We start from the raw sequence: 18,159 nt of genomic DNA, 5'->3' as shown, positions 1-18,159 counted from the left end.
TAAAGGTTTAAAAGGTTATAAGGCAAAATTTCATCCTTGTCATTCTGAACTTGATTCAGAATCTCTTTTATATATTATGAGTTTGAATATTCGTGAAAGTTCGTCAAATCAGTGTTATCGTCGTTCTTTTTTAACCAAATAGGCACATAGAATTGTTTTATACTAAAAAAATGTTTCGCTTTACATATTATTCATATACTCTTTGCGTAAAACTTTGCTCCTTTGCCTTTAATTTTTTTTTATTTCTCCAATTTCTTTAATCTGTGTTCCAAAATCCAAAATCCGAACATCCAAAATCTGAAAATCAGAAAATCCATTACAAAACCTTACCTTTGCATCTTCAAAAAAAATAAAAGCCAAAATTATAATGCAAAAAGTACTGAATCTTTTCGATTTCAAACAAAAAGTAGATTATAAAACCGAAATCCTTGCAGGTTTAACAGTTGCTATGACTATGATTCCAGAATCGTTGTCGTTTGCTATATTAGCTGGTTTTCCTCCATTAGTTGGATTATACGGAGCATTCATCATGGGAATAATCACTGCAATTTTTGGTGGTCGTCCTGGAATGGTTTCTGGTGGTGCTGGTGCAACAGTTATTGTATTAATTGCCTTAATGAATTCTAACGGCCTAGAATATGTGTTTGCAGCTGTTGCCTTGGCTGGAATCATTCAAATAGTTGTAGGATTACTTAAACTAGGTAAATTTATTCGATTAGTGCCACAACCTGTAATGTTTGGTTTCGTAAACGGATTAGCCGTAATAATCTTTATGTCGCAATTAGAACAATTTAAAACCATTATTAACGGACAAAGTGAATTATTATCAGGTTCACCTCTATATATCATGGCTGGATTAGTGGCTTTAACTATTGCTATTATCCTTTTCTTTCCAAAAATAACTAAAGCTGTTCCGGCTTCTTTGGTTGCTATTATTGTTGTTTTTGCAGTCGTTTTAATCTTTAATATTGACACCAAACAAGTTGTAGATATTGCTTCTGTTAGTGGAAGCCTTCCTCCTTTTCATATTCCTCAAATTCCTTTTACATTAGAAACTTTTAAAATCATTTTGCCTTATGGTTTAATCATGGCAGCTGTAGGTTTAACAGAAGGTTTACTGACGTTGAATTTAGTAGACGAAATCACAGGAACAAAAGGAAACAGTAACCGCGAATGTTTAGCTCAAGGAACTGCCAATATTGCCAACGGGTTTTTCTTTGGTATGGGTGGTTGTCCAATGATTGCCCAAACTTTAGTTAATTTATCGTCTGGTTCTAGAGCTAGATTATCTGGAATTGTGGCTGCATTAACCATTTTAGCCATCATTTTATTTGGAGCACCTGTAATTGAATTATTACCAATGGCTGCTTTAACTGGAGTTATGATTATGGTTGCTATTGGAACCTTTGAATGGGCAAGTTTTAGAGCTTTTACCAAAATGCCAAAATCTGATATTTTTGTGATGTTGGTGGTGACTTTCGTTACGATTTTAATGCATAATTTAGCTTTAGCCGTTTTAATTGGAGTCATTATTTCAGCTTTAGTTTTTGCTTGGGAAAATGCCAAAAGAATTCGTGCAAGAAAATTCACAGATGATAATGGAGTGAAACATTATGAAATTTTTGGCCCATTATTCTTTGGTTCAACTACAGCTTTTGCTGAAAAATTTGATGTACAAAACGATCCAAATGAAGTTATTATTGACTTTGCAGAAAGCCGAATTGCCGATATGAGTGCCATTGATGCTGTAAATAAAATTACGGAACGTTATGCTGCCGTAAACAAAGTGGTTCACTTAAAACACTTAAGTAATGATTGTATTGAATTACTTAATAATGCCAAGGCTATCATTGATGTAAATATTATAGAAGATCCAACGTATAAAGTTGTTCCTGCTAAATAATTCAAAGTGTCTTCGACAGGCTCAGACTGACATTTCGGACTTCATTTATGTTTTGTTGAATATAGAACATAATATCTTCTATTAATTCATAAACAATTGATACCACAATTATCACACTGAGCTCGTCGAAGTGCTTGTATAAACAAAAAAGCTAAAAATCTACCTTTGATTTTAGCTTTTTTTGTTCCACTAAAAATATATTCTAAAATAAAACTTAAGGCTTTGTTAAGCAATTCCTCTTTCTGTGTTAAAAAAGTTAAAAGTAAATTAAATAAAATTTTTGAAACCTAAAATCATTCTACTTTTATTTGAAATAAAAACAAATCTATATTATGAAAAAATTACTTTTAGTAACTGCTTTAGCGGTTTTTGGATTTTCGAATGTAAATGCACAAGAAATTAAATTTGGTGTAAAAGGTGGACTTAACTTTGCTTACCTTAGTGGAGACAATACTGGTGACTTAGAACCTGTAACCGCTTTTAACTTTGGAGTTATGAGCGAAATTTCTATTACAGACAAATTCTCGTTTCAACCAGAACTTATGTATTCTGGACAAGGTTTTAGTTTTAAAAATGATGACAATCCTATTGCATTAAGTTACATTAACCTTCCTTTAATGGGTAAATACTATGTGATTAAAGGCTTAAGCCTTGAAGCTGGACCACAAATTGGTTATTTAATTGGTGCAGATTATGATGGTTTAGATCTTAAAGACAACTACAAAAAAGTTGACTTTGGAGCAAACTTTGGATTAGGTTACAAACTAGACAACGGAATTAATTTTGGTGTGCGTTACAATTTAGGATTATCTAATATTAACGATTTAAGAGGTCAATCGGATAAAATTAAAAACAATGTGTTGCAAGTTTCTTTAGGGTACTTCTTTTAAGAATCACAAACACCATTTTTATAATAAGAAAGCTAAAAGTTAGAAATAATTTTTAGCTTTTTTTTTGATTGTGGGAAACCGTAATGTTTGCTTGTTTTGTTTTTATATATTTACAATTGATTACAAATATTTATTAGTGTTTTTAAGTAATACACACTAATACTTTTATATTAAAGCAAAAAACTGCAAAAAAAAATGATAGATATTACCAAAAAATTACCCATTTCATTAATTACTCTTTTGAATAACTTTAATGCAAAATTAATTCCTTTTCGAAAAAAAACAGAATTAATTGCTACAACAAGTAGAGTTAATTTTAACAATAGTAATTATGAAAACATAAAAACAAAATATATTATTAAAGACACTAATTTCTTTTTTGAAATAAACTTTATAATTGATGTTGATCTAATTTATTGGCAATACTATCCTGAAACAAAAGATTCAAGTAAAAAAACATCTCAAAGAAAAATTTTATTTGACAAAAAATCATCTAGTCAATTAGAAACTGAATTAACAAAATGGGAAGAGAATATTTCATTAATTGATAAAATTGAAAATCCTTTAAATTTTTTTTCAAAAGATAAAATAATTGAATTTTACTCGAAAGAGATTCAACAAAAAATAAGTTTTAACGAATTTGAAGATGAACTGCCTCTTGCCTCTGAAAAACAAGAATTAGCAATAATATTAATTGAAAAACAAGAGGAGTTTTTAGAAGTTGAATTAATAGAAATAGAAGATATAACTTCCCAAAAGTATAAAGATTTAAGTAAAGCAAAGGACAATTTAAAAGAATTAAAAGAAAATATTTCTCAAATGACAATTTCTGAAGTAAAACATAAATGGAGTCTTTCGTTTGGAACTATTATTAAATGGTCAAAAAATAAATTCATAATTTTTATGAAAATAGACAAAGCAACTGGAAATGATATATCAAGATTAATTGGCAGTTTTTTAGGAGGCGTATTTGGAATACAAAAAATTGAATAAATTATTTATAGATTTTAACCTTTTAAAAAAACCTTCTCAAAAAGAAGGTTTTCTCTTATAAAATATAATATGAATCTTAATTAATAAGACCTATCTTCTTCCTCTTCTTTCTTCACAACCTTTCGAGCCACTTCAATTTTAAATTTCTTTCCTTTCATTTTTTGATCTTGGATGTTCTTTAAAAACTCAGTTACTTTTCCATATTTCACAGCAGCAAACGAAATAAAATCTTTTACTTCAATTAAACCCAAATCTCCTTTTTCTAATTTTCCTTTTTGCGAAAAGAACCCAACAATGTCAAATTTATTCAACTTGTTTTTCTTTCCACCACTAATATAAATCGTCTGAAATTGTGGTGGTCTTGGCAATTTTGTCGTTTCTGTAACTACTAATTTTTCTAAACTATAATCAAAGTACTCCAACTTCTTTTCACTTTCGTGAATCAAAGCGTAAGCCGTTCCAGAAGCTAACATACGAGCCGTACGACCATTTCTGTGGGTAAACTCATCTTCTTTTAAAGGTAAATGATAATGAATAACATGCTTCATTTCTGGTATATCCAAACCACGAGCAGCCAAATCTGTCGTAATCAAATAGCTCATACTTCCATTTCTAAACTGAATCAGTGCACGTTCACGTTCCTCTTGATCCATTCCTCCGTGATAAAATGTTGCGTAAATTCCTTTTTCATTCAACATATCACTAATTCTTTCTACAGCATCACGATGGTTGCAAAACACAATCGCACTTTCTCCTTTTAAAGAGCAAATCAACTGAAAAAGCGTATTTATCTTATCTTTTTCTTTAGAAATGACCAATTTCACGTCTAAATTGGAGTTTTCTTCTTCTTCAACAATAAAATCTAAAACCGTTGGATTTACAACTCGTGTATATTTCGGAATTTCAATTCCAGCTGTAGCTGAAACTAAAACACGTTTATTTAACTTCGGTAAACGACTAATGATAAAAGACATTTCTTCATGAAAACCCAGTTGTAAGGATTTGTCAAATTCATCTAAAACTAAAGTCGTGATATTTTCCACATCAAACGATTTTCTGTCTAAATGATCTCCAATTCTTCCTGGAGTTCCAATTAAAATCGCTGGTGGATTGCTTAAGTTCTTAATTTCTGTATCCAATGAATGGCCACCATAACAAATATTTACTTTGTAATTCGTTCCCATTTTCTTCCAAACTTGCTCAATTTGAAGTCCCAATTCACGTGAAGGAACTAAAATCAAACACTGAACATTATTGATGTTTTCTTCCAAAAGTTGAAAAATAGGCATCAAAAAAGCTAAGGTTTTCCCTGAACCTGTTGGAGAAAGTAATAAAACATTATTATCTTGAAGAATCGTAGTTTGTGCTACTTCTTGCATTTCATTTAGGCTTTCGATTCCTAAATTGACAAGTAAATTTGTCGAATGGTGATTTGTATTCATGGGGCAAAGATAAGAATGATTGTTGATTGAAGATTAACGATTTTTGATTTTTGAAGAATTAATTTAATTACAACAACAAAATGAAACAACTGAAACTAATTAAAACTAAAAAAACACTATTTTTGAGCTATTAAACCAAACATCATGCGTCAAATAATTACATTATTGCTTTTAAGTTCATTTTTTTCCTATTCACAAGAAAAATACTTGACTCCTTTTGAAAAAGGAAACGGCAATCAATCGACAACTTATGAAGAATGTATTGCTTACTATAGACAATTAGACAGTGCTTTTGAAACGGTTTATCTAAAAGAAATGGGTAAAACCGATAGCGGTGAACCTTTGCATATCATCATTTTTAATCCAGATAAGCAATTTAGTTTTACACAAATAAATAGAGATAAAGCTGTCATTTTAGTGAACAACGGAATTCATCCAGGTGAACCAGATGGAATTGACGCCACTATGATGTTAATTCGTGATTTGGCAACCAAAAAGGTTTCTGTTCCAAAAAACACCGTTTTAGTAGCTATTCCAGTTTATAATATTGGTGGAAGTTTGAATCGAAATTCACATTCAAGAGCTAATCAAAATGGTCCAGAGGAATATGGTTTTAGAGGAAATGCAAGAAACTATGATTTAAACCGTGATTTTATAAAAACAGATTCAAAAAATTCGAAGAGCTTTCAAGAGATTTTTCATTTGGTAAATCCAGATATGTTTATTGACAATCACGTGAGTAATGGTGCTGATTATCAATACACTTTTACTTGTATTGCGACACAACATCAACGTTTAGGTGGCAAATTAGGTGAATTTTATAAAACTGAAATGCATCCAGCCATTGTAAAAGATTTACAGAAAAAAAAGACAGAAAGCGTTCCTTACGTAAACATTCACGGTGATAAACCAGATGATGGATTTGCTCAATTTATGGATACACCAAGATATGCTACTGGCTACACAACACTTTTCAATGCAATTGGTTCTGTGCCTGAAACACATATGTTAAAAGATTTTTCAAATCGTGTAAAAGTGACTTATGAATATATGGTTTCGAGTATAAATTATGTGGATAAAAACTATCAAAAAATCAAAGCCTTAAAAGCTGAAAATCTAGAGAATTATAAAGTGGGAAATCTTTATCCTTTACTTTGGGAACTTGATTCTACAAAAATTTCTACCATTGCTTTTCGTGGTTATGAAGGTGCTTACAAACCAAGTGATGTTTCTGGAAAACCAAGATTGTTTTATGACAGAGCAAAACCATTTACCAAAAATATTCCATTTTATAATGATTATAAATCGACAAAAGACGTCGTGATTCCTGCTTATTATGTGGTTCCAAAATCACAGTGGACGATTTTAGATTTGTTGGAAGTCAACCAAATTAAAATGACGGAAATTCAAAATGATACCTTAATAGATGTCGAAAGTTATAAAATTGCAGATTATAAAACCTCTAAAAATCCTTATGAAGGACATTATGGGCATTATAATACCGTTGTAAGTTCAAAAGTAGAAAAGTTAAAATTCAGAAAAGGAGATTTTTTAATAAAAACCCAACAAAAAGGGGTGAAATATCTTTTAGAAACCTTAGAACCAGAAGCAGTTGACAGTTACTTTAACTGGAATTATTTTGATCCTATTTTACAACAAAAAGAGTATTTTTCAGCCTATGTTTTTGAAGATTTAGCTAAAGAAATTTTAGATAAAAATCCAACTTTAAAAGCTGAATTTGAAGCTAAAAAGAAATCAGATGTTGCTTTTGAAAAAAGTGGTGAAGCTCAATTGGATTGGATTTACAGACATTCAGAATATTTTGAAAAGGCTTATTTGCAATATCCTGTTTATAGGGTAAATTAAATAGTTTTAAATTAAATTTTCTTCTTTAAAAATTTTCAAAGCTTTTTCAGTTTCACTTTTACCATTAGAAAATGAACTTGGTAGCATTATTAATCTTTTATTTAATATATTATTTTCATCATTAAAATAAATTTCAAAATAAGCTCTAGTTAAAAAAGGTTTTGCTTTAATAAAAACAACTTTTTCAATTGAATTTCTAAAAACAATTGGAGTTGTTGAAGTATTTCTACTAGTTATAATTCCATAAAATAAATAGAGTCCAAGAGAAAGAAAAAACAACGAAAAAACATAATCTTTATTAATAAAGACTGCATAAGATTTATATAATAAAAAAACAGAAATCAATCCATAAATAATTAAAACTCTATTTATATTATTACTAACAACAACTTTACTAATGTCATCTATATTTAAATCTTTAGATAAAATAATTTTATCATTAAATACGTGACAATAACCAATTTTAGCTTTAAAGATTTTATTTTCTTCTGAATTCATAAGTTGTAAACGGTTTAAAAAAACAAATTTCACGAATTAACAAAGGTTACTTCGTGAAATTTGTGTGATAAATTATTAAATATTAATGATTGTGACCTTCATGACTTTCTACTAAATCCATTTCACAAACTGGACATTTACCTGGAGCATCATACATTTTTCCTTTTTCACAATCCATTGGACATGCATAACTTGCCATGTGCATTTCTTCTGCTGGCATTTCTCCTGTAGCTTCAACACTAGTTTCTGTGGTCACTTCTTCTTTTGCTTCTTCTTTACAAGACACAAATGTTAGCGTTGCGATTGCGAATACAAACATTACAATTGATTTCTTCATTTTTTTATATAGTTTAAAATTAATAATTCGATTTTTATTTTTCTTCTTCAAACAACAATTTAATATTCTCGTACGAATTTTCTAAAAGTGTTGGAACATCCCTTGGGTTAATCCATTCCACTTTTTCAATGCCTTCTTCGGCTTGTCCTTCCGTTGTCCCATCAAAAGTAGAATTCATTTCATACCAAGTCGTTATTTTTAATTTATAGCGACCATTTCGTTTAAAAACATGGTACGTTTTTTGTAATTTCTCAATAATTGATAAACCATTTACACCTGTTTCTTCCTCAACTTCTCGCATGGCTGTTTCTTCCATGGTTTCGTTTTTTTCAGTTCCACCTTTTGGCAAATCCCATTTTCCATTCCTAAAAATGAATAAAATATCTCCTTTTGCATTTTTTACCAATCCACCACCTGCTTTTACGACAGGTATTTTTGACTTCAATGTCTTTAATAATAAGGATTCATCAGGATGATACAAAAATGCTTTTTGAATTTTATTCTGAAATATTTTAACGATAAGTTTTTTGATATCAATGCTTTCCAGAAGAAATAGTTGAAAGTCGGTTTCTTTTTCTATTTTATTTGTCAAAAAAAGTGGCTTATCGTTCACAAAAACTTTATACATTTGCAATATGATTTTTAATAACAACACAGCACATAAAACAGCCGAATTGCTTTTACAAATAAACGCAATTAAATTAAATACTGAAAATTATTTTACTTGGGCTTCTGGCTGGAAGTCTCCAATTTATTGTGACAACCGTTTAGTACTGTCTTTTCCGCCTATTAGAAACTACATTCGAGATGAATTTGCTAAACAAATTGAAAACCAATTTGGAAAGCCAGATGTCATTGCAGGTGTTGCGACTGGAGCTATTGGAATTGGTATACTTGTTGCAGAAGAATTAGGACTTCCGTTCGTATATGTTAGACCTGAAGCTAAAAAACACGGTAGACAAAATCAAGTGGAAGGTTTTTTACAAAAAGGACAAAACGTAGTAGTCGTTGAAGATTTAATCAGTACTGGTGGAAGTAGCTTAATGGCTGTGGAAGCCTTACGCAACGAAGGTGCAAACGTTAAAGGAATGGCTGCCATATTCACTTATGGTTTTGATGTTTCAAAAGACAGCTTTAAAAAAGCAAACATAGATGTTTATACATTAAGTGATTATAACACACTTTTAGCAAAAGCCGTTGAAAAACAATATGTAACTGAAAAAGAAATGGAATCTTTGATTGAATGGTCAAAAAGTCCGTCTACTTGGAATCAAGAATAGTGTTCAGTGTTCAGTTTTTTTATTGGTCAGTCATAAATGTCAAATATAGAAGGTAGAAAAAATTAATAACTAAAAAAACACTTTTTACTATTAGTATTAGTGATAAAAAAATAAAAAATGAATTTAGAAAGTCCAAAAGTTACAGTAGAAAAATCGGCTCAATATTTATTTGAACAATTATCTGATGTAAAGAATTTTGAAAAATTAATGCCAGATAACATTGCGAAATTTGAAGTAATTGATGAAAATTGTTTCGAATTTGGTTTAAAAGGTATGCCTGAAATTAAATTAGTTAAAAAAGAATTCACTCCAAATTCAAAAATTGTTTTGGGAGCAGCTTCAAGCAAATTACCTTTTACATTAACAGGTAAAATCAACGAAATAGCAGAAAACAAAACTGAAGTTCAATTGCATTTTGATGGGGATTTTAATCCAATGATGGCTATGATGATAAAAGGTCCAATTGGTAAATTTATTGAAACATTAGCTTCAAATATGGGGAAATTGTAACATTTATGGACAAAAATCTTTACATAATTTCTGGATGTAATGGAGCTGGAAAACTACAGCATCTTTTACAATTCTCCCTGAAATACTAAATTGTAAGGAATTTGTAAACGCAGATGAAATAGCTAAAGATCTTTCACCATTTCAACCTGAAAGTGTTGGATTTGAAGCTGGAAGAATTATGCTAAACCGAATAAATGAATTATTAGACAAAGAGTGTACTTTTGCTTTTGAAACTACTTTAGCCGCCAAAAGTTACAAATCAAAAATTATTGAAGCCAAGGCTAAAGGATATAAAGTTAAATTATTGTTTTTTTGGTTACAAAATGTTAATTTAGCTTGTGAAAGAGTAAAAACTAGAGTTTTAGAAGGAGGACACAATATTCCAACTGAAACTATAAAAAGAAGATATACAAGAGGAATTAAAAACTTATTTGAAATTTATTTACCAATTGTTGATGATGTTATGATTTTTGATAATTCATTTGGTTTAAATGAGATTATAGCTGAAAAACATTTCGATGGTGAATTATCAATAATTAACTTAGAAAAATTCAATTTACTTAATACAAAAAAAAATGAGTGATACAGAAAAAAGTAAAGAAGAACATAAAAAAATTGTGAAAGCAATGGAAAAAGTCTATGAAAACTTAATCCTTTTCAAAAAGAAAATGAACAGTGATTTGGTTATTCTAAAAGATAACAAAATTGTTCACATAAAACCTTAAACCTTTTCTAACCGAAGAGGTTTTTTTATGCCTTTTACACAAAGAATAAAGTTGTACCTTTGCACAAAATTATTACAATGAATTCTTTTTCTGACTTTGATTTACCAAAATCACTACAAAAAGCCCTTGATGAATTAGGTTTTGAGAAACCTACTCCAATTCAAGCAAAAGCCTATAAAGTTATACTTTCGGGTAGAGACGTTATGGGAATTGCTCAAACAGGAACAGGAAAAACGTTTGCTTACCTTTTACCAATTTTAAAACAATGGAAATTCGTTGCAGATTTGCACACTCCAAGAGTAGTAATATTAGTTCCAACACGTGAATTAGTAGTGCAAGTAGTAGAAGAAATTGAAAAATTAACAACCTACATGAATATCCGTACTTTAGGAATTTATGGTGGTGTAAACATTAACACCCAAAAAACTTCAGTTTATACTGGAACCGATATTTTAGTAGCAACTCCGGGTCGAATTATGGATTTGGCTTTGGATAACGTAGTTCGTTTTGATACGCTTCAAAAATTAGTGATAGATGAATTTGATGAAATCTTAAATTTAGGTTTTAGAACGCAATTGACTGCTATTTTATCAATGATGCGAACTAAAAAACAAAACATCTTGTTTTCTGCAACTATGACAGAAGAAGTGGATGAATTGTTAGACGAATATTTTGATTTACCACTAGAAGTTTCATTGGCTCCAAGTGGAACTCCATTAGAGCAAATTAGCCAATATATTTACAGCGTTCCCAATTTCCTTACGAAATTAAACATCTTACAACATATTTTAGAAAGCGATGAAACTACTTCTCGTGTGCTAATTTTTATAAATAGTAAACGTATTTCTGAATTAGTAGATGACTTTTTAGAAGAACATTTTGCAGGTCAATTTGGTGTAATTAACTCCAATAAAACACAAAACTATCGTTTAAATACTATGGAAAGTTTTCAAAGCGGAGAATTACGTGGTTTAATTACGACTGACATTATGGCTCGTGGATTAGATATTACTGATATTACTCACATTTTCAATTTACAGTTTCCTGATGAACCAGAGCGTTACATTCATAGAATTGGTAGAACAGGTCGTGCTGATAAAGAAGGTGTTGCTATAAGTTTCATTGCTCCAAAAGAAGAAGATATGCTTTTTGAAGTGGAAAAATTGATGAATCAAGAAATTGAAATCCTTGATGTTCCTAAAGACGTTGTTGTTGAAGTTCGAAAATTAGAATTCGAGAAAGACAAAGTCAAAATGAAAGTGAAGAAGAAAAAAGAAGACAACGAAAGAGGTGCTTCTTTTCATGAAAAAAGTGAGAAAAACAGTAAAGTCAATCTTGGTGGTCCAGGAAAACGTTATAAAAAAGTTTCAGGTTCAACAAATAGAAATATGGAACGAAAACGTGATGCTAAACGCAGGAATAAGAAGTAGAGATTAGTTGACAGTGTTCATATTGTATAACATTATATAAATTGCCGTTCGGCTTTAGCCAACGGTTTATAAAATTATATAAAAGAGGCCTTAGCTAATGGTTAGATTATTGATTTTTAAAATTATGATTAATTTTTGAGCACAGATTTAAGGAATTGGAGAAATTGATGTAATTGAAATTGAATTTTGAGATTGCAATTGACATTGATTTTGCTTACTTTTGAAAAATTAAATTTTTGATGCAATTTAAACACCCAGAAATTCTATACTTTCTTTTTTTATTGGTAATTCCAATTATCGTACACTTATTCCAATTAAGACGATTTAAAAAAGAGTATTTCACGAATGTCAAATTGCTGAAACAACTCCAAATTCAAACTCAAAAAAGTTCTACAATTAAAAAATGGTTGCTTCTTGCGACTCGTTTATTATTGCTTGCTGCTTTGATATTTGCATTTGCTCAACCTTTCTTTAAAGGAAAAGATGATGATAAAAAGAACAACGAATTGGTTATTTTATTAGATAATTCTTTTTCCATGCAAGCGAAAGGAAATAAAGGTGAATTGCTAAAAAGAGCTGTTCAAGAATTGATTGAAGAAACTCCAGAGACTAAAAATTTATCTTTATTGACAAGCAATGATGTTTTTTGGGACACAGATATCAAATCCATTCAAAAAGAATTACTGAATTTAAAATACAGCGGAACACCTTTTGAAATTGACAATCTAATTACAAAAGTACAAGCTAAAAAACCAAATACTTCTATTGATTATGTGATAATTTCTGATGCAATAAATGTAGAGTCAAAGAAAACGACTTCGCTTTCTGAAGGAAATTCTCTTTATTTTATGGATGCAATTGCTCAAAACAAAAACAATGTAAGTATTGAAAATGTTACGCTTTCGCAGAATTTAGATCAGTTTTATGAAATAAAAGTCACCTTAAAATCATTTGGTGAACAGGAAAACGGAATTCCTCTTTCAATTGTAAATGGTGCAAAAAATGTAGCCAAAACTATTGTGAATTTTAAAGAAAAAGAACAAACTGTAATTTTCACTTTACCAAAAACGGATTTTCATGGATATGCCCAAATTCAAGATAAAGGGTTAAACTACGACAACACTTTTTATTTCAGCATTGAAAAACCAAAGAAAATTAAAGTCACAGCCATTGGAACTGCCGATAAAAATGCTTTTCTAAATAAAATTTATATTAAAGATGAATTTGATGTTACTAATTATACGATTTCAGAAATTAACTATAGTGAATTAGAAAATCAGCATACAATTGTTTTGAATGAATTAGAAGAAATTCCGAGTTCATTAGCTACAAATTTGAATGATTTTTATGCAAAAGGCGGAAACGTGATTATAATTCCATCAGCAACAATTTCATTAGATAAATTGAATAGTTTGACGAATAAAGTTGGAAATACGAATTTTACTGCTAATCAAAATCAAGAAAAGAAAATTACGAAGATTAGTTTTTCTCATCCTTTATATCAAAATGTTTTTGAGAAGAAAATCACAAATTTTCAATATCCAGAAGTCAAACAAAGTTTTGCTTTAAGCTCAAAAGGTTTACCTATTTTACAATTCGAAGATGGAAGTTCGTTCTTGCAGTCTTCAAGCAATCAAGTTGGAAGTATTTATACGTTTTCTGCACCAATTAATAAACAAAACTCAAACTTTCAGAACTCGCCATTAATTGTTCCTACTTTTTATAACATGGCTCAAACTAAAGGAAATTCAGGTAAATTATCACATATAATTGGAGAAAATGAGGTGGTTTTAATTGATGCTATTACTAGTAAAGACGAAGTAATTTCGATTCAAAATGAAGACGAAAGTTTTATTCCAATGCAACAGATTTTGAATACCAAAATTAAATTATCATTAGGTGATTTACCTGAAAATTCAGGGAATTTTGCTGTTGAGAAAAAAGAACAAAATTTAAAAAATATAAGTTTCAATTACTCTCGAACAGAAAGTGATTTAGAATCGAAAAACGAAAATACTTTTGATAATTTCACTAAAGTAAATGATATTTCAACAGTTTTTAATGAAATAGAATCATCACGAAGTTCTAAAGAATTTTGGAAATGGTTTACTATCTTAGCCTTACTCTTTTTGGTTAGTGAAATGCTGATTCAGAAATTCGTTAAATAGTAATTATAACTAAAACAACAACACAACTAAACAATTTTCAAATGAAAAATGTTATACTAAAACAAGCCACTATTATTGATATTGAAAGTAAGTTTCACCATAAAAAAATGGACATTACTATTGAAAATGAAACAATAACTTCCATTGATAAATCGGCAAAAAACCCAAACAAATTAGAAGAAATATCTTTAGATAATCTTCACGTTTCGCAAGGATGGTTTGATTCTTCGGTAAGTTTTGGAGAACCCGGTTTTGAAGACAGAGAAACTATTGCCAACGGATTAAAAGTAGCTGCAAAAAGTGGATTTACTGATGTTGCTTTACAACCTAACTCCTATCCTATTATTGATAATCAAACGGCAATCTCATTTGTAAAACAAAAAGCTAATGGCTTTGCAACAAATTTATTTCCAATTGGAGCTTTAACCAAAAATAGCGAAGGTAATGATTTAGCCGAATTATTTGACATGAAAAACGCTGGAGCAATTGCTTTTGGGGATTACAATAAGTCAATGGACAAAGCTAATATTCAGAAAATTGCTTTACAATACGTGCAAGATTTTGACGGTTTAGTAATATCATTTTCTCAAGAAAAAAGTTTGAGAGGAAATGGTGTTATGAATGAAGGAGTTGTAAGTACCCAATTAGGTTTGAAAGGAATTCCAGCCATGGCAGAAGAAATTGATTTGATTAGAAATCTATCAATTTTGGAATATACTGGTGGAAAAATGCATATTCCAACAATTTCAACGGCTAAATCGGTTGCTTTAATCAAAGAAGCCAAAAAGAGAGGCCTGAATGTGACTTGCAGCGTTTCAGTTCATCATTTAACATTGAATGAAACGGTTTTAGAAGGGTTTGATTCAAGATTCAAAGTTGCACCACCTTTGCAAATAGAGTTAAATAGAAAAGCCTTAATCAAAGGAATTACTGATGGAACAATTGATATGATAACTTCAGATCATAATCCAATAGATATTGAACACAAAAAACTAGAATTTGATTTAGCTAAAAACGGAACGATTGGCTTAGAAACTGCTTTTGGAATGCTTCAAAATATACTTTCAACAGAAACAATAATTGAAAAATTAGTTAACGGAAAAACAGTTTTTGGACTAGAAAAAAACACTATTCAAGTTGGAAATAAAGCAAGTTTGAGTTTATTTAATCCAAATAAAGAATCAACTTTCACAAAAGAAAACATACTTTCAAAATCAAAAAACTCAGCTTTTTTAGGACAAACTTTAAAAGGAAAAGTGTATGGAATTTATAATAATGGAAAATTAGAACTATAATGGAAAACTTAGAAGATATCAACAAAGGAAAAAATATTGCAATAATAAGTTATTTAACTATTATTGGAACTATAATTGCCTTTTTAATGAATAATGAAGATCAATCAGAATTTGCTAAATTTCATATTAGACAAGCGTTAGGAATTTTTATTTCATTCTTTTTACTAGGTTATTTTATAGGTTATTTTGACAGTTGGATGATAACTTCAGCTTTTTGGGTCTTTATTTTTGTACTTTGGGTTTACGGATTTATTGCTGCATTAAATGGAGAAAAAAAAGAAATGCCGATTGTTGGTCCTTTCTTTCAAAAAATTTTTAAAAACATATAATTTATGGCATTACAACATTTAGTTAGGGAACCAAAAGTTAAATTAGAAAAAAATCCAGCTATTATTTTATTACATGGTTATGGAAGTAACGAAGAAGACTTATTCTCATTTGCAACTGAAATACCAGAAGAATATTACGTAATTTCTGCTCGTGCACCTTATGACATGATGTATGGAAGTTATGCCTGGTACGCAATCAATTTTGATGCAGATGAAAATAAATTTTCTGATTTAGATCAAGCTAGAAGTTCACGTGATTTGATTGTTGAGTTTATAGACGAATGTATAGCAAAATATGATATTGATGCTGATAAAGTTTCTCTATTCGGCTTTAGTCAAGGCGCAATTTTGAGTTCCGCTATAGCTTTATCATATCCTGAAAAAATCAATAAAGTTGCAGCATTAAGTGGTTATTTGAATACGGAAATTGCAACTGAAGATTATTTGAAAAATAATGTTTCAAAAGTAAAATTCTTTGTTTCTCACGGAATCGTAGACCAAGTAATTCCGATTGATTGGGCAAGAAAGACGAAACCTGCTTTAGAAAATTTAGGAATTAATGTAGTTTACAAAGAATATCCAATTGGACATGGTGTTTCTCCACAAAATTTTTATGATTTTAAAGATTGGTTGCTGAAAAATTAATTATTTTTCTTCAACATCTGAACCCACAACTGCTTTAATAGCTGTTTCGGCAGCTCTATAAGTAATAGAATCATTCACGGATAAGGTATAACCAGTTTTTAATGAAAGCTTGTAGTCGTTTTTGAAGAAATCTTCTTTTTGAGATTTTCTAGTAAAATAAACTGATTGGGGTAAATCTTGTAAAAAAACTTCAGCTTTTAATTTATCTTCATTCAAAAGCACATAAGCACTTTTTGAAGGTTCTAAATTAGCTAAATCATCAATTGGATTTAATCGATAACCTTCATCTGAAATTCTAATACAATCGTCTTTAATAATAGACCATTTATAACCGGCTTCTTTAACACATCCATTTTTATCTTTTTCAATTGCTATGCTTAATTCTGGTACTGAATCAATTTTAACCATAGTATTAACTTCCTTTTTCTTCAATACATAATCGCAAGAAGTGAAGAATGTAAACAATAAACATAAAAGCATAAACTTTTTCATGGTCTAATAATTGAATGCTAAATTTAGTAAATTTATTTAATATATAATTTATTTTATAAAGTTGCTTCAAATAAAACGGTATCAATCGTTTCAAATTCAGTTGGTTTATCGCCTACAATAAAGTATTTTAAAAGTACTTCTCCCCAAATTTTTCCATTAGAAAATTCGGCAATAACCCATCTATGATTTACCATTTTAATTCTACTAACTAAGAAAGCTTTTCCGTCAATCATATCATATGGAATTAATGGATTTCCTGCTTTGTTTGCATTTAAAGCATTGATGTCGTTATTAACTTTTTCAATGATTTTATTGTAATCCATACCTTTATTATAAAAATATTCTTGTGCATAATCGTTATTCTTCAAATCAAAAGAATTATTTTCAGAGAATGACTTTAATGAATCACGAGAAATTTTTAAATATTTTTTTGAATTCAAAATTTGCTGTTCTTTAGCATCCAGAATCTTATTAGAGTTAACATATTGAAATATATTAATCAACAAAGAAAAAATGAATAAGTATAAAATCGTATTCTTCATAACTATAAATTTATTATATTTTTATTTCTAAATTATCATAAGCTAAATAAACATTTTCTGGCAACTTTTGTTGCACTTCTTCATGAAAACCTAACAAATGACTTATGTGTGTTAAATAAGCTTTTTTTGGTTGGACCAAATGTATAAAATCTAAGGCTTCTTTTAAATTAAAATGTGTGTTATGTTCTTCTTCTCTTAACGCATTAATTACTAAAACTTTGACACCAATTATTTTTTTAATTTCAGCTTTTGCAATAGTTTTAATATCTGTTAAATAGACAAAATCATCAATTCTATATCCAAAAACTTGCAAATTTCCATGCATAGCATTTATTGGACTAATAGTTTTCTTATTGATTTGAAAATTATGATCTTCTAAAACTTCATTTTTTAAAACAGAAGGTGCACCAGGATATTTATTTTCATCATTAAAAATATAATCAAATCTTTTTGATAAATTATTTAAAACGCGTTGATGTGCATAAACTGGAATGTTTCCTTGTCGGAAAAAAAACGGACGAATATCATCTAGACCAGCGGTGTGGTCTGCATGCTCATGCGTGAATAAAATGGCATCAATTTGTGTGCATTTTGAAGTTAACATTTGTTGCCTAAAATCTGGCCCACAATCAATTACAACAGAAAAATCTTCATCTTGTATCCAAACAGAAACCCTTAATCTTTTATCCTTACTATCTGTACTTAAACACACGGAATGATTGCTGCCAATTACTGGAATTCCTTGTGATGTTCCCGTTCCTAAAAAATAGATCTTCAATTTGTTATTTTTATGTAAAAATAACTAAAAAAAATT

The 18,159-nt window shown here is 29.5% G+C and carries 19 protein-coding genes and 1 pseudogene; 13 read left to right on the top strand and 7 right to left on the bottom strand.

The genetic code is table 11. The features are described from left to right. Positions 1-367 precede the first annotated feature (367 nt). From G507_RS0104050 to G507_RS0104040, 3 genes are all read left to right on the top strand, one after another. Positions 368-1,903, top strand: a complete 1,536-nt coding sequence (locus tag G507_RS0104050; protein ID WP_026716284.1) for a SulP family inorganic anion transporter — start codon at positions 368-370, stop codon at positions 1,901-1,903. A 332-nt stretch (positions 1,904-2,235) separates the two neighbouring features. Continuing rightward, positions 2,236-2,793: a porin family protein gene (locus G507_RS0104045; protein WP_026716283.1), complete on the top strand. Its 558-nt coding sequence runs from the start codon at positions 2,236-2,238 to the stop codon at positions 2,791-2,793. A gap of 195 nt (positions 2,794-2,988) precedes the next feature. Continuing rightward, positions 2,989-3,786: a hypothetical protein gene (locus G507_RS0104040; protein WP_026716282.1), complete on the top strand. Its 798-nt coding sequence runs from the start codon at positions 2,989-2,991 to the stop codon at positions 3,784-3,786. An 80-nt stretch (positions 3,787-3,866) separates the two neighbouring features. Here G507_RS0104040 and G507_RS0104035 read toward each other — a convergent pair whose 3' ends face one another. Beyond that, entirely contained in the window at positions 3,867-5,228 is a 1,362-nt protein-coding gene (locus tag G507_RS0104035; RefSeq protein WP_026716281.1) for a DEAD/DEAH box helicase, read from the bottom strand. Between the two features lie 144 nt (positions 5,229-5,372). Between G507_RS0104035 and G507_RS0104030 the strand changes: the two genes are divergently transcribed. Further along, a complete protein-coding gene (locus tag G507_RS0104030; protein WP_026716280.1) occupies positions 5,373-7,094 on the top strand; it encodes a M14 family zinc carboxypeptidase in 1,722 nt (573 codons plus the stop codon). A 6-nt stretch (positions 7,095-7,100) separates the two neighbouring features. Here the strand turns inward: G507_RS0104030 and G507_RS0104025 are convergent, their stop codons facing one another. From G507_RS0104025 to G507_RS0104015, 3 genes are all read right to left on the bottom strand, one after another. After that, complete coding sequence (locus G507_RS0104025) at positions 7,101-7,592, bottom strand: hypothetical protein (RefSeq protein ID WP_026716279.1); 492 nt, start codon at positions 7,590-7,592, stop codon at positions 7,101-7,103. An 82-nt stretch (positions 7,593-7,674) separates the two neighbouring features. After that, positions 7,675-7,929: a heavy metal-binding domain-containing protein gene (locus G507_RS0104020; protein ID WP_157496478.1), complete on the bottom strand. Its 255-nt coding sequence runs from the start codon at positions 7,927-7,929 to the stop codon at positions 7,675-7,677. 34 nt (positions 7,930-7,963) lie between these two features. Continuing rightward, positions 7,964-8,557 carry an NUDIX hydrolase gene (locus G507_RS0104015; protein ID WP_026716277.1) on the bottom strand — a complete coding sequence of 198 codons (594 nt, stop codon included), beginning with the start codon at positions 8,555-8,557 and terminating at the stop codon, positions 7,964-7,966. A gap of 7 nt (positions 8,558-8,564) precedes the next feature. On the opposite strand from G507_RS0104015, the gene pyrE reads away from it, so the two are divergent. The 9 genes and pseudogenes from pyrE (at position 8,565) to G507_RS0103970 (ending at position 16,311) form a co-directional block, all read left to right on the top strand. Next, positions 8,565-9,209: an orotate phosphoribosyltransferase gene (gene pyrE / locus G507_RS0104010; protein ID WP_026716276.1), complete on the top strand. Its 645-nt coding sequence runs from the start codon at positions 8,565-8,567 to the stop codon at positions 9,207-9,209. 117 nt (positions 9,210-9,326) lie between these two features. Further along, a complete protein-coding gene (locus tag G507_RS0104005; RefSeq protein ID WP_026716275.1) occupies positions 9,327-9,719 on the top strand; it encodes an SRPBCC family protein in 393 nt (130 codons plus the stop codon). Positions 9,720-9,724: 5 nt separating this feature from the next. After that, a pseudogene (locus G507_RS16385) lies at positions 9,725-10,302 on the top strand (ATPase). Then, the gene (locus G507_RS17740; RefSeq protein WP_169627277.1) at positions 10,295-10,444 is read left to right on the top strand and encodes a hypothetical protein; all 150 of its coding nucleotides are present in this window, start codon (positions 10,295-10,297) and stop codon (positions 10,442-10,444) included. The pseudogene G507_RS16385 and the gene G507_RS17740 overlap by 8 nt, the downstream one beginning before the upstream one ends. A gap of 77 nt (positions 10,445-10,521) precedes the next feature. Beyond that, entirely contained in the window at positions 10,522-11,874 is a 1,353-nt protein-coding gene (locus G507_RS0103990) for a DEAD/DEAH box helicase (protein WP_026716274.1), read from the top strand. Positions 11,875-12,113: 239 nt separating this feature from the next. Next, positions 12,114-14,042, top strand: coding sequence for a vWA domain-containing protein (locus tag G507_RS0103985; RefSeq protein WP_026716273.1), 1,929 nt, complete (start codon positions 12,114-12,116; stop codon positions 14,040-14,042). 41 nt (positions 14,043-14,083) lie between these two features. Beyond that, a complete protein-coding gene (locus G507_RS0103980; RefSeq protein ID WP_026716272.1) occupies positions 14,084-15,337 on the top strand; it encodes a dihydroorotase in 1,254 nt (417 codons plus the stop codon). Then, on the top strand, positions 15,337-15,666 hold the full coding sequence (locus G507_RS0103975) for a DUF4870 domain-containing protein (RefSeq protein ID WP_026716271.1): 330 nt from the start codon (positions 15,337-15,339) through the stop codon (positions 15,664-15,666). The genes G507_RS0103980 and G507_RS0103975 overlap by 1 nt, the downstream gene beginning before the upstream one ends. 3 nt (positions 15,667-15,669) lie before the next feature. Beyond that, positions 15,670-16,311, top strand: a complete 642-nt coding sequence (locus G507_RS0103970; RefSeq protein WP_026716270.1) for an alpha/beta hydrolase — start codon at positions 15,670-15,672, stop codon at positions 16,309-16,311. Here the strand turns inward: G507_RS0103970 and G507_RS0103965 are convergent, their stop codons facing one another. From G507_RS0103965 to G507_RS0103955, 3 genes are read right to left on the bottom strand one after another with little or no spacing between them, the layout of a single operon-like run. After that, a complete protein-coding gene (locus G507_RS0103965) occupies positions 16,312-16,803 on the bottom strand; it encodes a hypothetical protein (RefSeq protein WP_026716269.1) in 492 nt (163 codons plus the stop codon). Between the two features lie 53 nt (positions 16,804-16,856). Next, positions 16,857-17,345, bottom strand: a complete 489-nt coding sequence (locus G507_RS0103960) for a hypothetical protein (protein WP_026716268.1) — start codon at positions 17,343-17,345, stop codon at positions 16,857-16,859. A 13-nt stretch (positions 17,346-17,358) separates the two neighbouring features. After that, positions 17,359-18,123 carry an MBL fold metallo-hydrolase gene (locus G507_RS0103955; protein ID WP_026716267.1) on the bottom strand — a complete coding sequence of 255 codons (765 nt, stop codon included), beginning with the start codon at positions 18,121-18,123 and terminating at the stop codon, positions 17,359-17,361. Positions 18,124-18,159: the final 36 nt, after the last annotated feature.

Source organism: Flavobacterium gelidilacus DSM 15343 (assembly GCF_000422685.1).
Lineage (GTDB): Bacteria > Bacteroidota > Bacteroidia > Flavobacteriales > Flavobacteriaceae > Flavobacterium > Flavobacterium gelidilacus.
Note: the sequence above shows the minus strand (reverse complement) of the source record. Positions and strands in the feature narration are given on the sequence as shown.

Coding starts and splice junctions, on each gene's coding strand:
- G507_RS0104050 (WP_026716284.1), top strand. CDS start 368: ATGCAAAAAGTACTGAATCTTTTCGATTTCAAACAAAAAGTAGATTAT.
- G507_RS0104045 (WP_026716283.1), top strand. CDS start 2,236: ATGAAAAAATTACTTTTAGTAACTGCTTTAGCGGTTTTTGGATTTTCG.
- G507_RS0104040 (WP_026716282.1), top strand. CDS start 2,989: ATGATAGATATTACCAAAAAATTACCCATTTCATTAATTACTCTTTTG.
- G507_RS0104035 (WP_026716281.1), bottom strand. CDS start 5,228: ATGAATACAAATCACCATTCGACAAATTTACTTGTCAATTTAGGAATC.
- G507_RS0104030 (WP_026716280.1), top strand. CDS start 5,373: ATGCGTCAAATAATTACATTATTGCTTTTAAGTTCATTTTTTTCCTAT.
- G507_RS0104025 (WP_026716279.1), bottom strand. CDS start 7,592: ATGAATTCAGAAGAAAATAAAATCTTTAAAGCTAAAATTGGTTATTGT.
- G507_RS0104020 (WP_157496478.1), bottom strand. CDS start 7,929: ATGAAGAAATCAATTGTAATGTTTGTATTCGCAATCGCAACGCTAACA.
- G507_RS0104015 (WP_026716277.1), bottom strand. CDS start 8,557: ATGTATAAAGTTTTTGTGAACGATAAGCCACTTTTTTTGACAAATAAA.
- pyrE (WP_026716276.1), top strand. CDS start 8,565: ATGATTTTTAATAACAACACAGCACATAAAACAGCCGAATTGCTTTTA.
- G507_RS0104005 (WP_026716275.1), top strand. CDS start 9,327: ATGAATTTAGAAAGTCCAAAAGTTACAGTAGAAAAATCGGCTCAATAT.
- G507_RS17740 (WP_169627277.1), top strand. CDS start 10,295: ATGAGTGATACAGAAAAAAGTAAAGAAGAACATAAAAAAATTGTGAAA.
- G507_RS0103990 (WP_026716274.1), top strand. CDS start 10,522: ATGAATTCTTTTTCTGACTTTGATTTACCAAAATCACTACAAAAAGCC.
- G507_RS0103985 (WP_026716273.1), top strand. CDS start 12,114: ATGCAATTTAAACACCCAGAAATTCTATACTTTCTTTTTTTATTGGTA.
- G507_RS0103980 (WP_026716272.1), top strand. CDS start 14,084: ATGAAAAATGTTATACTAAAACAAGCCACTATTATTGATATTGAAAGT.
- G507_RS0103975 (WP_026716271.1), top strand. CDS start 15,337: ATGGAAAACTTAGAAGATATCAACAAAGGAAAAAATATTGCAATAATA.
- G507_RS0103970 (WP_026716270.1), top strand. CDS start 15,670: ATGGCATTACAACATTTAGTTAGGGAACCAAAAGTTAAATTAGAAAAA.
- G507_RS0103965 (WP_026716269.1), bottom strand. CDS start 16,803: ATGAAAAAGTTTATGCTTTTATGTTTATTGTTTACATTCTTCACTTCT.
- G507_RS0103960 (WP_026716268.1), bottom strand. CDS start 17,345: ATGAAGAATACGATTTTATACTTATTCATTTTTTCTTTGTTGATTAAT.